The organism is Psychrobacter okhotskensis (assembly GCF_965638355.1).
GTDB classification, from domain to species: domain Bacteria; phylum Pseudomonadota; class Gammaproteobacteria; order Pseudomonadales; family Moraxellaceae; genus Psychrobacter; species Psychrobacter okhotskensis.
In genome coordinates, this window is the sequence record NZ_OZ281822.1 from 2,891,001 (window position 1) to 2,906,309 (window position 15,309).

Annotated in this window: 12 protein-coding genes; 5 read left to right on the top strand and 7 right to left on the bottom strand. The window is 42.7% G+C overall.

Annotated features, from left to right (window positions below; translation table 11 throughout):
- Window positions 1-233 precede the first annotated feature (233 nt).
- Together ACSUPM_RS12020 and ACSUPM_RS12025 are read right to left on the bottom strand one after the other, a co-directional pair.
- Window positions 234-1,961, bottom strand: coding sequence for an AMP-binding protein (locus tag ACSUPM_RS12020; RefSeq protein WP_201565547.1), 1,728 nt, complete (start codon window positions 1,959-1,961; stop codon window positions 234-236).
- A gap of 368 nt (window positions 1,962-2,329) precedes the next feature.
- Window positions 2,330-4,144 carry a vWA domain-containing protein gene (locus ACSUPM_RS12025; RefSeq protein WP_436879977.1) on the bottom strand — a complete coding sequence of 605 codons (1,815 nt, stop codon included), beginning with the start codon at window positions 4,142-4,144 and terminating at the stop codon, window positions 2,330-2,332.
- A gap of 365 nt (window positions 4,145-4,509) precedes the next feature.
- Here ACSUPM_RS12025 and parC point away from each other — a divergent pair, with 365 nt between their 5' ends.
- Window positions 4,510-6,798 carry a DNA topoisomerase IV subunit A gene (gene parC, locus ACSUPM_RS12030; protein WP_436879978.1) on the top strand — a complete coding sequence of 763 codons (2,289 nt, stop codon included), beginning with the start codon at window positions 4,510-4,512 and terminating at the stop codon, window positions 6,796-6,798.
- 142 nt (window positions 6,799-6,940) lie between these two features.
- Window positions 6,941-7,687 (top strand): hypothetical protein, encoded by a 747-nt coding sequence (locus ACSUPM_RS12035; protein ID WP_436879979.1) that lies wholly within the window; start codon window positions 6,941-6,943, stop codon window positions 7,685-7,687.
- A gap of 72 nt (window positions 7,688-7,759) precedes the next feature.
- Here ACSUPM_RS12035 and ACSUPM_RS12040 read toward each other — a convergent pair whose 3' ends face one another.
- Window positions 7,760-8,299, bottom strand: coding sequence for an REP-associated tyrosine transposase (locus ACSUPM_RS12040; protein WP_436879980.1), 540 nt, complete (start codon window positions 8,297-8,299; stop codon window positions 7,760-7,762).
- Between the two features lie 302 nt (window positions 8,300-8,601).
- A complete protein-coding gene (locus ACSUPM_RS12045; RefSeq protein WP_350587926.1) occupies window positions 8,602-9,201 on the bottom strand; it encodes a hemerythrin domain-containing protein in 600 nt (199 codons plus the stop codon).
- A 244-nt stretch (window positions 9,202-9,445) separates the two neighbouring features.
- On the opposite strand from ACSUPM_RS12045, the gene ACSUPM_RS12050 reads away from it, so the two are divergent.
- Both ACSUPM_RS12050 and ACSUPM_RS12055 read left to right on the top strand, forming a co-directional pair.
- Complete coding sequence (locus ACSUPM_RS12050; protein WP_436879981.1) at window positions 9,446-10,981, top strand: cryptochrome/photolyase family protein; 1,536 nt, start codon at window positions 9,446-9,448, stop codon at window positions 10,979-10,981.
- Window positions 10,982-11,043: 62 nt separating this feature from the next.
- Complete coding sequence (locus ACSUPM_RS12055; RefSeq protein ID WP_201565559.1) at window positions 11,044-11,871, top strand: Cof-type HAD-IIB family hydrolase; 828 nt, start codon at window positions 11,044-11,046, stop codon at window positions 11,869-11,871.
- 128 nt (window positions 11,872-11,999) lie between these two features.
- Here the strand turns inward: ACSUPM_RS12055 and ACSUPM_RS12060 are convergent, their stop codons facing one another.
- The 3 genes from ACSUPM_RS12060 to ACSUPM_RS12070 form a co-directional block, all read right to left on the bottom strand.
- A complete protein-coding gene (locus tag ACSUPM_RS12060; RefSeq protein WP_156915617.1) occupies window positions 12,000-12,425 on the bottom strand; it encodes a hypothetical protein in 426 nt (141 codons plus the stop codon).
- A gap of 208 nt (window positions 12,426-12,633) precedes the next feature.
- Window positions 12,634-12,897, bottom strand: coding sequence for a hypothetical protein (locus tag ACSUPM_RS12065; protein ID WP_201565561.1), 264 nt, complete (start codon window positions 12,895-12,897; stop codon window positions 12,634-12,636).
- Between the two features lie 137 nt (window positions 12,898-13,034).
- A complete protein-coding gene (locus ACSUPM_RS12070) occupies window positions 13,035-13,832 on the bottom strand; it encodes a 3-oxoacyl-ACP reductase (RefSeq protein ID WP_051395094.1) in 798 nt (265 codons plus the stop codon).
- Window positions 13,833-14,135: 303 nt separating this feature from the next.
- On the opposite strand from ACSUPM_RS12070, the gene ACSUPM_RS12075 reads away from it, so the two are divergent.
- The gene (locus ACSUPM_RS12075) at window positions 14,136-15,269 is read left to right on the top strand and encodes an ABC transporter substrate-binding protein (RefSeq protein ID WP_025652262.1); all 1,134 of its coding nucleotides are present in this window, start codon (window positions 14,136-14,138) and stop codon (window positions 15,267-15,269) included.
- Window positions 15,270-15,309 lie beyond the last annotated feature (40 nt).

Below are 15,309 nucleotides of genomic sequence, written 5' to 3' on the forward strand. Positions count from 1 at the left end.
TAAATAAGAAAATATATCGGCAAACACTATAGCAGTTTTACTCATAATTCTCTACGAATACTGGCAAAACACACGGCTAGAAACAAAAAAAATGATAAGGCGGTATATAAACGGCCTTATCATTTTTAGTAATCACGATGTCTTATACCATAACAATTGCTATCAGTGCTCATAGACAGTAACTGATAACAAACTGTCTAGAATAGACTGTTTATCGTCTAACCTTTTACCATCTAACCATGGTCTTTTTCTTCAAGCACTCGCAGATCTTTATGCAAAATCTTACCGACGTTCGACTTCGGTAATTCATCGATGAATTCAACATAACGAGGACGCTTATAGCCGGTCAAGTTTTCTTTACCATAAGCGATAACCTCTTCTTTAGTCAGGCTGTTATCACTACGCACGACATAAATCTTTGGTACTTCACCACTTTTTTCGTCCTCGACACCAATGACGCCACATTCTAAAATCTTTGGATGACCTGACATTACATCTTCCACTTCGTTTGGATACACGTTGAAGCCTGAGACCAAAATCATATTCTTTTTGCGATCGACAATCTTAAAGTAGCCCTCTTCATCCATCACGCCGATATCACCAGTACGGAAATAACCGTCAGAGGTCATGACTTCGGCCGTCGCATCGTCGCGTTTCCAGTAGCCTTTCATAACTTGCGGACCGCGAACACAAATTTCGCCGCGTTCACCCAGTGCCACTTCGTTACCTTCTTCATCCAAGATGGCCATATCCGTCGCTGGCATTGGTAAACCGATGTTGCCTGAGAACTCGCCTGTCCCTTGCGGATTCGCTGAGGCAACGGGAGAGGTCTCTGATAAGCCATAACCTTGTACGATCACATTACCAGTAATCTTCTGCCATTTGTCCGCCGTGTCCTTCAACACTGCCATGCCGCCGCCCATAGACATCTCAAGCTTGCTATGGTCTAACGCTTGGAAAGCTTCGCTGCTAGCAAGGGCATTGAATAAGGTGTTGACCGCAGGGAAAAATGCTGGTGGATAATCTTTATAAGCCTTAATCAAGCTCGCACCATCGCGCGGGTTTGGTACCAGCGAGCCGATACAACCACGATATAACCCATACATACCACAAACGGTAAACGAAAAAATATGATACAGCGGCAAGGCCGTCATGATAACCGGCTGCTCATTCATTTTGTCAAACTTATCAAAAGCATCGCCAAGGTAAGTATCACACTGAATCAGGTTAGCGACTAAGTTGCCATGGGTCAGCATCGCGCCTTTGGCAACACCAGTAGTACCACCGGTATACTGAAGTACCGCAACATCGTCAAGACCAATATTATTAGGGCGTTTATAGCTCTTGGCTGGGAAGCGGTTTAGCGCTTTTTTGAATTTTACGCTACCTTTGATATGGAATGCAGGTACCATTTTTTTGACATGACGCACCACTGTGTTCACAATGAGGCCTTTTAGTGGACTCATCAAATCACCCATAGAGGTCACGACTACATGATCAACCAAGTTTTTGCCAATGTCTTCATAGGTTTTGGCAAAGTTCTCTAACAGAATCAAAGCTTTGGTATCAGAGTCTTCTAACTGATGTTCAAGCTCCTTTGTCGTATAAAGCGGATTGACATTCACTAAGGTCATACCAGCGCGCAATACACCCAATACAGCAACGGGTAGCTGCAAGATGTTTGGCATCATAACCGCGACTTTATCGCCTTTTTTCAGCCCAAGTGACTGCAAATAAGCGGCAATTTGTTTGCTATAACGGTCTAAATCTTCGTAAGAGAGCTCGACATTCATGCAGACAAATGCAGTTCTACCCGCATGGTTGATGAAGTTTTGCTCAAGTATGTCGATTAAAGAAGTGTTGGCAGGTGGCATCTCAATATTATACTGAATACCAAGTTTTTCGTAAGTTTTGACCCATACTTTGTCATTACGACGAATGAGGTTGCCTTGATTTTCCATAATCTTATCTCTCCTAGTAAATAGTGCGCTATCGTTCACCCATATCAATCACAGGGTGATAAACATACGAAAACTCGGAGCGCAGGCAAATCCTCTTCAGGATGGCGAGGCTGACGAAGTGGGCGTATGGCGATGAGTAAACAATATAGCGTTAAATAGCCCTTTGTTCTTTAACATACACACTTTATACAAACTACTCAATACAAAAGATTGCTACCTGAGTTCGCAAAGTACCTTGACGCACTATATTATTTTTTATATCAATAGCTTACCTGACAATTGATAGCAGTTAACAGCAACTATTACCATATCTAACTACTGAACATTTATCCATTTATATCAGCCATCGTAGCCTAATAGCCGTTTCGTTAGCGTTTGCTGTCGAGCGCACTAGCAAGTTCTGTTAAGGTCACAAAGTTACGGCGCGTGCCCTCTTTATCGCTATTTGGTTGCTTGGTAAAGGTATTTGTCGCCAGTTTAGAGCTGTCACTATATTGCCAATCATTGATATAGTCACTCTGACTTAAGCGTTGACCAAATCCTGCAACGGCGATGGCAAACTGGGTATCTACATTGGCACTGTCTAAAGACTGGCTACGCTTATTAATCGGTTGATTAATGAGCTTAGAGCTGCCACCTTTTGGCGCTTTATAGCGAATTTTTAGATAGCCAAGCTCATTTAGTGCCTGACTGTTTTTGACGCTAGATTTGCTATCGCTATCACTATAACGGCGGTCGCTAAACAATCCTTTTGCACCAGTTGATGTCACTTCAAACAATGCAATGACTGCCTTACCTGCTCCCAACTCGCCGGCATCTACTTTGTCATTATTAAAATCTTCTTCCGCCAGTACACGGTTCTCGTAACCGATCAAGCGCCACTCGCTCACCACATTTGGATTGAACTCCACTTGTACCTTGACGTCTTTGGCAACAGTGTTAAAGGTCGCTGCCAGCTCATCGCCAAAGACTTTTTTGGCTTCAGTCAAACTGTCGATATAGCTGTAATTACCATTACCGTTGTCCGCCATCTGCTCCATCATATAATCGTTGAGATTGCCACGACCAAAACCGACAGTCGATAGAGAGATACCACGATCACGATTGGCTTTGACCAAGTCCAACATCTCGTCGACGTCACTAATACCGACATTGAAATCGCCATCGGTGAGCATGATAATACGATTGATACCGTCTTTTTTCAGCGCTTGTTGCGCTTGTCTATAGGCCAGTTTTAAGGCGTCTTCGCCATTGGTCGAGCCAGCAGCATTTAAGCTCTCTATGGCAGTAAGTATTTTGGCTTTTTGATTGCCCTTGGTCGCAGGCAATGCCACACTTGTACTGCCCGAATACGTGACAATGCTAATACTGTCTTGCGCGCGCATCTGCTCGGTGAGCAACTTCAATGACGACTGTGCTAATGGCAGTTTATCGCGTGATGACATGGAGCCTGACACATCGACCAAAAACACTAAGTTGGCGGGCGGCATAACTTGATTGGTGCTTTTATTAGACCAGCTATTATCAACTGCTTTAATCCCAACTTTGACAATTTTATTATCCTGATCGGCCTTGTCCCATGGCGAATCAACCACTTCTGTTGCGACCACAAAAGGTGCATTGGCGATACGTTTGCCATCATCAAATTGATAATTAAAATAGTTAATCAACTCCTCTACGCGCACGGCATCGACAGGTGGCAGCTGCCCGTCATTAAGATAGCGGCGCACATTGGCGTAGCTGCCAGTATCGGTATCGATGGATAGAGTGGCAACCGCCATCTCAGTAGTGCGGTGTACCGGATTGGCGTCGTTTTTTTGATAATTATCACGGTCTTTTGGCTGTACAATGATTCCTGATAATGGTCGTACACTCAACTGCGGTGCAGCGTTTATCATTCTAGTATTGGCGCTTTTCGTATAGAAACTACTTGGCGCTATCATCTCTGATTGTGCTGATGTTTCTACCACTATGACAGGTGACGTAATATTTTGGTTTGACGCTGTTGCATCTTGCGTGACGGTACTGCTCGATGTCTCCGTCATCGGTTTACTTACCTGTGATGAGCTACACGCCGTCAGTCCCATCATACTGGCGACAGCACTGACTAATAGCGCATTTTTGGTTAAAGAATGAGCATGCGTTCGTGATAAATAGACAGGTGATATAGATGACGATGACATAATAGCTACTCCATATGATAGACGGCTTGGATAGATAGACGGCTTGGATAGACAGTTCGATGATAATGGTTCTGTGTTAAAGCTTTTATAATAATTATTGCTGAGCACTATTGCATAGTGCCTTATGAAACAGGCGTTTAGTAAAAAGGCAAACCATATGCGTCTAATTCACTATACTTATCTTATTTTGTAAAAGCTATCAGCCAAAGTGCCATCAGTACATCTATCTGGCACGTCATGACCTGTCGTCTATTCTGACTTATACCTTTTTAATTTTGCCAATATCCTTTACGATAGCACTATCCTATTTGCACACTTGCACCAATTATTTATATCTATTAAAACTGATAAGTGAACCCTATTTTATGCCTGATATTATTGATAACAGTCCTGCGATTCTATCTGATGATGTGATGGATACCCGCTCCGTGGCGGAATTCACCGAACAAGCCTATCTCAACTATGCCATGTACGTCATCATGGATCGGGCGTTGCCCAATATCGCTGACGGCCTAAAACCTGTCCAGCGTCGTATCGTCTATGCCATGAGCGAGCTAGGACTAAAATCGACGGCGAAGGCGAAAAAGTCTGCGCGTACCGTCGGTGATGTGCTGGGTAAATATCACCCGCATGGTGATAGCGCCTGTTATGAAGCCATGGTACTGATGGCGCAGCCGTTTAGTTATCGTTATCCGCTGATCACCGGTCAAGGTAACTGGGGTAGCCCTGATGATCCCAAGTCCTTTGCCGCGATGCGTTATACCGAAGCTAAAATGTCTGCTTATGCCAATACTTTGCTTGCAGAACTCGGACAAGGCACGGTCGATTGGCAAGATAACTTCGATGGCACCATGCAAGAGCCAACCACTCTGCCTGCCCGCCTGCCGAATATTTTATTAAACGGCACGACTGGTATTGCCGTCGGTATGGCAACCGATATCCCGCCGCATAACCTAAATGAAGTGGTACGCGCGGCTATTCGTTTGCTAAAAAATCCTGAGCTATCGGTTAAGCAATTAACCCAATCAATACCAGCACCTGATTTGCCAACGCCAGCTGAAATTATTACCAGTAAAAAAGACTTGCAGGCGATGTATGAGACTGGTCGCGGCAGCTATAAAATGCGCGCCACCTTTCATATTGACCCAAAAGAAAAAAATCTCGTCATCATCGATGCGCTTCCTTACCAAGTGTCAGGCAATAAGATTCAAGAGCAAATCGCTAAGCTCATGACGGATAAAAAGCTGCCTTGGATTACTGATATTCACGATGAATCAGACCATGAAAACGCTTGCCGTATCGTGCTTGAGCTAAAATCTACCCGCGTCGACGTGCAGCGAGTAATGAGCCATTTATTTGCCAGTACCGACCTTGAAAGCAATTACCGCGTCAATATGAATATGATTGGCCTAAATGGTAAACCTCAAGTCAAAAACCTCAAAGAAATCCTTGAAGAATGGCTCGTCTGTCGCCGCTCAGTGGTCACGCGCCGTTTGCAATATCGCCTCGATAAAATTGATAAGCGCTTGCATATCCTTGCAGGTTTGCTGATTGCTTATCTGAATATCGATGAGGTCATTCGTATTATTCGTGAAGAAGACGATCCAAAATTGTCATTGATGCAAGACTATGACCTGACTGAGATACAAGCCAATGCTATCTTGGACATTCGTCTGCGCCAGCTCGCTAAACTAGAAGAGATTGAGCTGCGCCGCGAGCAAGATGAGCTGGCTGCTGAACGCGCTATCATTCAAGAATACTTGGACAATCCAGACAGCCTGACCAATCTGATGATTGATGAGCTTACCGCCGATATGAAAGAACACGGCAACGAGCGCGTATCACAATTGGCGGAACGCGAGGAAGCGCAAGCGTTAAAAGAGTCTGACCTCGTACCGAGTGAGCCTGTCACTGCTATCCTATCGAAAGCAGGCTGGATTCGCGCAGCTAAAGGTCACGAGGTCGACCCTCAAGGCATGAGCTATCGCTCAGGTGACGCCTATCAAGCGTATGTGCGCGGTAAATCAAATGAGAAAATCTACGTGCTCGATAGCACAGGCCGTAGCTATAGTATTGACGCGCACAATCTAGCTTCAGCGCGTGGTCAAGGTGATCCACTCACCAGCGTACTCAAACCACCCGCAGGCGCAAGCTTTGAGCAGCTACTCACGGGTAACGATGATAAGCGTATCATCCTTGCCAGCTCTAACGGCTATGGCTTTATCAATACGTTAGCTAATCTTGATAGCAATCAAAAAGCGGGTAAAAAGATCATCAATCTGGCCGCCGACAGTCAGCTGTTGCCAGTAGCTCGTATTGACGCTAATATAACGAGTAGTGAAGATAACGCAGAAAAAGTTACTCCTGATCACGTCGCGGTGGTGACGAATGCAGGATATTTATTAATCTTTGCACTCGATGACTTGCCGGAACAAGCGCGCGGCAAGGGTAATAAAATGATCACGCTTAAGGGCGATGAAGAGGTATTAGCGATTACGCCGCTAAGCTTGCAAGATAGTTTAGTCATTACTGCGGGTAAGCGTCATGTGACTTTAAAGCCGATGGATCTAGCGAATTATACGGGCACGCGTGGTAATCGCGGTGGTCAGTTGCCAAGAGGCTTTCAGAATGTGAGTTCGGTTGAGGTTGGTTAGTCTGGGGTTTATTTATTTAAGTTTTATAAAGCTAGGCTAAAAGTCCAGCCTACGCTTACTTACAACTACTTTTGCAAGAGGTCTAATAAATAATAATAAAAATTAAGTATGTTCGATATAGATATAAAATAGAGGTATATCGTTGAGATTTTTAAAAAAATTAGAAAAAAGAGTATTTCAAAATACAGATCCAGAAAAATTATATAAATACAGATATATATATTACTTCGTCGTTTTTATCGTTTTTTTAGTTATTACTTATAATTACAGATATGCAGTGGGTTTGGGAAGCTTTACTTTCTATATATCTATATTCTTAATTTTATCAGAAGGTAGCGCTAGAGTAAGGCGAAATAAAATATTAGCTGGGTCAGTTGGTGATATGTTTAGCTTTGCTATGCTTCCCACAATTATACTAATAGGTCTTCCTTTATTTACAAATTTAGGAGCAACTAATATCTATTTTATGAATTTTGCAGTCGATGAGTCTAATTTAGATACTATTAGCGGTACAGTTATAAAAGATGTCAATCATAACGAAATTATTAAAATAAATGATGCTAATAGCAATAAACATAGCTTCGTTTTCAACTATCCATATAATAGTTTTAAAAAACAAGAAGTGTATGTCCCTCAGGGAACTAAAGTTCAAATTAAATATATTGAGCTGAACCGAAAATCACCTTCTAAACAAGACCACTTTCGCTTAGCTTATGAAATCCGTAACGATGATAGAGTATATCTAAACTATCGTTCAGCTAAAGAACATTATATAAAATTTCGTAGTAAAGCTATTAAACACATACTACTTGGTAGTATTTTTTATATTTTATCGGGTGTATTAATTTTCGTTCTATACCTAGAAATCTCGAAAGAAAAGGAAGCTTAAATGAGTACAATTAGTAAGCGTAGGCTGGGCTTTTAGCCCAGCAAAACTATGTCAAAAAAACCAAATCTCAAACTATTCATCATGATCAATTTCAATGCCATTGATACCTACCCCGCCCCAATCTGACGAATAAAACCCATCTTCTACGCACTTTTGAAACGTCGAATACGGCCAATCAACAGGACTATTTACATAACCATGTTTTACTGCGTTGTAATGGATATAATCCATGTGTCGCCTATAATCTAACTCATCTCTAATTCTATGCTCCCAAAACCGCCGTTGCCAAATACCGCGCTCTCTGCTTCTTATCCGAGACTGACTTATGGTTTCACTTGCAGATTTCTTAATTCGACGAGAAAAATGCGTTTTAATACTGGCGATGATCACAGCGTAATTATCGCTAGTCTCTGCTAAAGTAATGAGCATATGTATATGATCAGGTAGCAATATCATGGCATGAAGTTCAAAATCGTGGTTTTGTTTAGTCAGTTGATAAGCATGACGAAACTCATTGATGTGCTTTGTCAGCAGCTTACTTTTACGATTTGCTAGATTCACGGTCAGAAAGTAGGTGCCCCCTTTTGTCTTATCTCTGATATAAGTTCGCATGGATTGCGCCTATAGGGTGTTTAAAGCATTTAAATGCTGGGCTAAAAGCCCAGCCTACAAAGAATTTCATTCTAAACCAATGTATCAAAACCCAACTACGACCACTATCAAAAAAATCATAAGCTCACCGCTAGCCCCGACTGTAGCGGTATCCTGCTGAGCTGGGCGAGTTGTGAGGGCTAGGTTTTGGGGTGGCTCGCAGAGCAGGAGACACCCCAAACCGTAGCCCTCGTCTCGCGCGGGTAAGCAGATACAAGCGTAAGGCGGGAGAAGCTATTAATAACGTTTTATATATTCTACCCCTACCCCTGCCGCAACCCCAAAATCGGAATCACCAAATCCTCTTCATCCGTGAGATGTTGCTGCAGTAAATCGGTCACGGCTACTAGCGTTTTATGTAGCTCTTCAGCCAGCGCTTTATCCTCTACCTCACTTCTCGCCAGCGCATCGTTTTGAATTTGCAATTTATCCAGTAGCGCATTGAGATACTCATGGTCATGACCTAATACCTCAAACCCTGCCTGTAGCTGCGGATACATCCTCACAAATTCTGGGAAAAACCCGTCATCCTCTACGCCATGATGTTGATGCAGTTTAAGCACATGCATATTGATACGTTTCAGTATCTGCGAGCGGTATTCTGCCCAGTCATACTCGCCATCAATATAAGCCTCGCTGATTTGCGTAAGGATGCGTTGGCGCTTACGAATATTGGTATGTACCTTGAGCCAACCTGAAGTTTTATAGGCATAATCGGCGGCAAACCATTGATCAGGTGGCAGCTTATTGTATAAAAACAACCAATCTGCCTCTAAGCGGCTATCTGGATGTCTTGGCGCGAGACTGAATAAATCATCGTCGAGGGCTTGTTGGCTAGTATTGTTTTGGACGAAATCAGTCATTAGGGAGTCCTCGTTTTTATTGTTAGCGTTCAATTTTTACGGCTTAACTCTTTAGCTTAATAATTACTATATGGGGTTTTTTATCCCTTCTTTATAGTGGCAACCAAGCAAAACACTTTTCTAATCTTCGCAACAATAGTATTAAAGACATTGTTTGGGCGCGAAACCAGTAACATAACCCACCATTACAACCTCATAACCGCTCATTTATAATGGCTTGTCTTAGTGAATATAAGCTTACGCCATGAGTAAACGTATCAGCCTAATTTTCCCGCATCAACTGTTTGCTGATACCTCGCTTTGGCAAGAGGAATGCTATCTGATTGAGGAAGATTTATACTTTACCCAGTTTCCTTTTCACAAGCAAAAGCTAGTCCTGCATCGCGCGAGTATGAAAGCTTATGAGCAAACGCTAATAGATGCTGGCAAAACCGTACATTATATTGACTCATCACATGAGCATAGTGACTGCCGCCAGCTCATTGCTAGCTTTGTCAGTATTAAGCATGAGCCTGATACTGACATTAATAATAGCGATGCCATTGCAAAAATATACTGCATTGATGTCGTCGATGACTGGTTACGGATACACATTCAAGAAGCCATAGTAAAAGCTGATATTGAGTTTGATGTTTCGCCAACGCCAATGTTTTTGAACCCGCTACCTATCTATTGTGACTTCTTTAGAAACAATCGACTGTTTCATCATGACTTCTATATCCAAGCGCGAAAACGTGAAAAAATCCTTATCGATGACGAGCAAAAACCTATCGGTGGGCAATGGTCATTCGATGAAAACAATCGCAAAAAGTATCCACGTAAACAGACGCCGCCTGCGGTCGAATTCCCTGAATTAACCGTATATTATGAAGAAGCAATAGCGTATGTTGAGGACAACTTTAGCACGCACTACGGTGAGGCCAATCCTGACTTTCGCTATCCGACTAGTCATATTGAGGCCGAAGCTTGGCTAGAGAATTTTTTATCGAAACGCTTCAAAGACTTTGGTAAATACGAGGACGCTATCGTTGCCGACGAGCACGTTTTGCATCATAGTATTTTAACCCCAATGCTGAATACGGGACTGTTAACGCCTGAACAAGTCATCACGCGCACGCTTGAGATTAGCGAAGCATATGACATTCCTATTAATTCCTTAGAAGGCTTTATACGCCAAATTATCGGCTGGCGCGAGTTTATGTATGGGCTCTATGAGTCTATTGGACGTAAGCAGCGCACGAGTAATTTTTGGGGTTTTAAACGTAAGATACCGCCAAGCTTTTATACCGGTGATACCGGCATTGAGCCGATTGATACCACGATTAAAAAGCTGCTTAAGACAGGTTACGCGCATCATATCGAGCGCCTGATGGTTTTTGGCAACTTTATGCTGCTGTGTGAGTTTGACCCTGATGAGGTGTATCAATGGTTTATGGAGCTATTTATTGACTCCTACAACTGGGTCATGGTGCCCAATATCTATGGCATGAGTCAGTTTGCCGATGGTGGTCTTATGGCGACTAAGCCTTATATCAGTGGTAGTAATTATATTAATAAAATGAGTGATTATCCCGTCAAATCCAAAGGCGAGACATTAGAATGGGCGGCGATATGGGATGGCTTGTTTTGGCGCTTTATGCATGTCCATCGTGACTTTTTTGAAAAGAATCCGCGTATTGGTATGCTACTATCGATGTGGGATAAGATGGATAAAGCTCAACAAAAAGAGCATCTAAAAAATGCTAATGATTTCTTAAAAAAACTTGATAAAGAAGCTTAAGCTAGTATCTATAAAATAACACTTGCAATAAAAAATAAAGTATAAAACTATAAAGGATATTTATGTTTACCGAATTCAAAGCCAGCGGCGCCTCAAGTACCAATAAAATTCCAACGCCAAAGATCATCTTTTTTGATATTGATGATACGCTAAGTCGTGCAGGAATTATCGCAGAACACAATCAAGCCACTTTAGAAACCTTAGCCGACAGCGATGTTAAATTAGTCATCTCCACAGGTCGCTCAAAAGCCATATTACCGCCTGACATTTTAGCGTTACTAGAGGCAAATGTCCTCGACGCTATTATCTGTATGAATGGTCAATATAGCTTTGATAACCATAGCAGAATCAGTCACTATCCATTATCAGATATGCAAACGGCTAAAATTGTGCAGCTGTGTCAGGAGAGCAAACTCATTCATAAATTCGACTCTGCGACCCATATCGCATGGTCAGATGAAAACGATCGTCTGCGCGAGTTTAATGCGCGGACGCCGAACTCAATCGTTGATCCCTGTTATTACCAAAGTAATGAAGTCTATCAGTGCTCGGTATTTTTTAATAATCAGGTCGATAAAATGCAAGATATCGATTTTGCCTCGGATGGATTGAAATTAGTACATTGGCATCACATTGGCGCGGATATTCTACCGAGTGACGCCTCAAAAGCGCGTGGCATTCTCGATGTTTGTGAATATTATGGCATCGACGCTAGCGACTGCATGGCGTTTGGCGATGGCATGAATGATTTGGAGATGTTTGATTTGGTAGGCTTTGCCGTAGCGATGGGTGACGCGCAACCGGATTTGATTGCGCGTGCAGATTTTGTCACAGGCACGATTGAAGAGCGTGGTATTCAGTCGGTGCTTGAGCGTTTGGATCTAAGCTAAGCCTTATACAGTTTCAATTTCATAGTTATCTAAACTAACAATAGTAAGATGTTGCATAATACTGTATTTCAAAATTATTAAAGTCTCTGACTATTTTTATTGAAAGCTTTATTAAAAAATACTTACCTTTAATTTTGCTCTTCGTACGGAAATGGAAAGTACTGGCTGCACTCATCTTTATAACAACCAAAGCTATACTTAGAACCATCGCTGCATTCTACATAGCCATAAGCACCAGCATTTAAAGTAATCTCACAAATATTATTATGTATTTTGATATCTTTGAATGTCATATCACAAGTGGTTATAGAGTTCATGATATAAATATCTCTATCAGACTCTTGTGTGACCAATGATAAGATATACTTTAAATCTTTGTGGGTTAGCGACCATAAAATACCATTGTCTGTTACATCGCCTTTAATCGAGGTATCTGCATCAACACATACCGTCTCATAGACTTTATTGTTTTGCCCTTCTTCTTGGCAGGCAGTTGTATATATAGCTATAAATAGTATAACGACAACTTTATAGATATTTTTTGAGGCGATCATAAATGACTTCTCTTCACTAACATTTTTATCAGGCCACTTTTTATTCATTTCTAGATTGAAAGTTTTTAGTCCTAATTACGTACTAAATAATGAACAACGCAAGCAACCATTTTTAATCTGTTATATTGTTAACTTGCTTATTTAGCCACTTTTTTTCAAACATGACTAGGGGCTGTATAGGTTGAAATTTTAACCCGAAAAGAAAGACTCAACCCTTCGCTGCAATCAATCCATAAACCCAACCACCAATTTTATAAAACCCGACCATAATCAAAACAAGTACCACTGCCGCCAATATATAAGCCAGCCAGTTGGGCACACTACTCAACCAGCCAATCGTAAATGCCAAACCCATATAGGTCTCAACTGGCCAATTAATAATAGCGGTCGGTGAGCCCGCGTTAAACAGCGTCATAAAGGCGACGATACCAAGCACAGCCGTGATTATTGCAGCACGTTTACGATTATTCATCTCATTCCTCTTCTTAATTCAATCAAGTTGCTTATCAAGTGATTCATCTTTTAATTTTGAAAACCTATACATTTTTTAGTGTCTTAATCTATGCCACTAACCGCTTAAAGCATTGTTGATTCATCGTTGAGGCCTCGTTAAGGCATCGTCAAACCACCATCCACAGCAATGGATTGACCAGTAATAGCCGCACTCAAATCCGATGCCATGAGCAATACAGCATTGGCAAAGTCATCCACTGAGGTTGCTTGACGTAACGGTGTGGTGCTGGCGATATAATCAAATACTTCTTCGGTGGTTGAGCGGCTTGCGTCCGTGGTTTTAAGCAAGCCACCTGCCAACAAATTCACGCGGATACCATGTTGACCAAGCTCAGCGGCTAAATTACGCGTCAGTCCAATCAACGCCGATTTGGCAGTCGTATAGTCGTAATAAGTGACCACAGGATTATAAACAAGGTTGGTTGAGATATTGATAATCTTGCCCATTTTTTGCGTTTTCATTTGTGGTAGTACTGCTTGTACGGTATTAACTGCGCCTTTGACGATGCCATCCATTTGCTGGGAGAAGTGCGCCCATTTAACGGTTTCAATACTGGTATAGTCGGCACTAGGATTAAATTGGTAGCTTGGCAAGGCGTTATTGACCACTATGTCAATGCGCCCGTAGCGCGCAACGACCGCCTTTGCCAGCGCTTGTACTTGCTCAAGTTCAGTGACATTAGCTTGATAAGCAAATGCTTGCCCGCCAGCAGCGACGATGTCGGCAACGACTGCCTCAGCAGCCTCTTTACTATTGAGATAATTGACACAAATGCTTGCCCCTGCCGCTGCCATTTGCTGGGCAATTTGTGCGCCTAGTCCACGACTGGCACCAGTGACGATGGCGACTTTCTCAGGCAATAACGCCGGTATAACAGTGTTATTCTGGGTCATGATGTTGCATCCTTTATTATTATGGTATGGTTGGTCTATTCACGTTATTGAAAATACGGTATAAAAATAAACCAGCTCATCATAGCATGATTGCTTCCTTTGATTGCTTTACCTAGGCTGGGCTATTCTGACACTGCCTTCGACTTGTAAGGCATTGCCTATCGTAATGTCTATTCGCGATTGCCCTTTAAATTACTGGGTATAATAACCATAACAGGGCAACTATCGGTGCTGAGCCTGTAATCATTAGCCGCCTTTATTTATTTTTATCGATTTGCCTTACCTTTATCTAGGAGAGATATTTTGACTCATTTATCATCGCCCCATGCCACTGCCAACACAGCGGCGCGTAACGGTCGTTTAGTACCAAAAGCCTTATTAGCCATGGCAGTCGGCCTAGCACTGGCCAGCTGTAGCAACGCTGACAATGCCGCTGATGGCAACGCTACTGCTAGCAATGAGACGCTAAATCTGTATAACTGGTCAGAGTACATGCCGCAAGAGATTTTGGATGGCTTTGAAGAAGAGACGGGCATTTCGGTCAATTACACCACCTTTGACTCTAACGAAGCCATGTACGCCAAGCTCAAACTACTCGATGATTCTAGTCAGTATGACTTAGCGATTCCATCGACGTATTATGTCGAAAAAATGGCCAAAGAAGGGCTATTGCAAGAGCTTGATAAATCTAAACTGAGTAACTTTAAAAACCTCGATACCTCATTTACCAATACCAAGGTTGACCCTGAGAACAAATACTCAATTCCTTATATGTGGGGCAGCACTGGTTTGGCCATCAATGGCGATTCGGTCGATCCTGCGACGGTCAATAGCTGGAACGATCTGTGGAAACCTGAGTATAAAGGTCAAGTGATGCTGACCAATGATGTACGCGAAGTGTTTGGTATGGCGCTCCTCACCCTTGGCTATTCGGGTAACAGCAGCAATCCTGACGAGATCAAAGCCGCTTATGACAAGCTCACTACCTTGATGCCAAACGTCAAAACCTTTAACTCAGATGCGACACGCATGCCTTATATCGAAGGCGAAACGTCACTCGGTATGACGTGGAATGGCGAAGCCGTCATGGCCAATGACGAAGGCTTAACCAGCTTGGTCTATAAGTACCCAAGCGAGGGCGCGATACTCTGGATGGACAACTTTGTCATTCCGAAGAACGCCAAACAGGTGGATGCCGCGCACAAATTTATCGACTACCTACTGCGTCCTGAGAACGCCAAGATTGTCAGTGAAGAGATTGGTTATGCCTCGCCGAACTTGGCAGCGCGTGAGCTGATGGAGGAAAGCGTGCGTAATAACCCAACCATTTATCCTAGCAAAGAGGTGTTGGCCAAAGCTGAATTCCAAGAAGACGTCGGTGATGAAGCCCTGCAAGTGTACCAGCAGTATTGGGATAAGCTAAAAACGGGTCGTTAATACAGAAGGCTAGAAAAACACGCCCTAAAAATATTGTTTA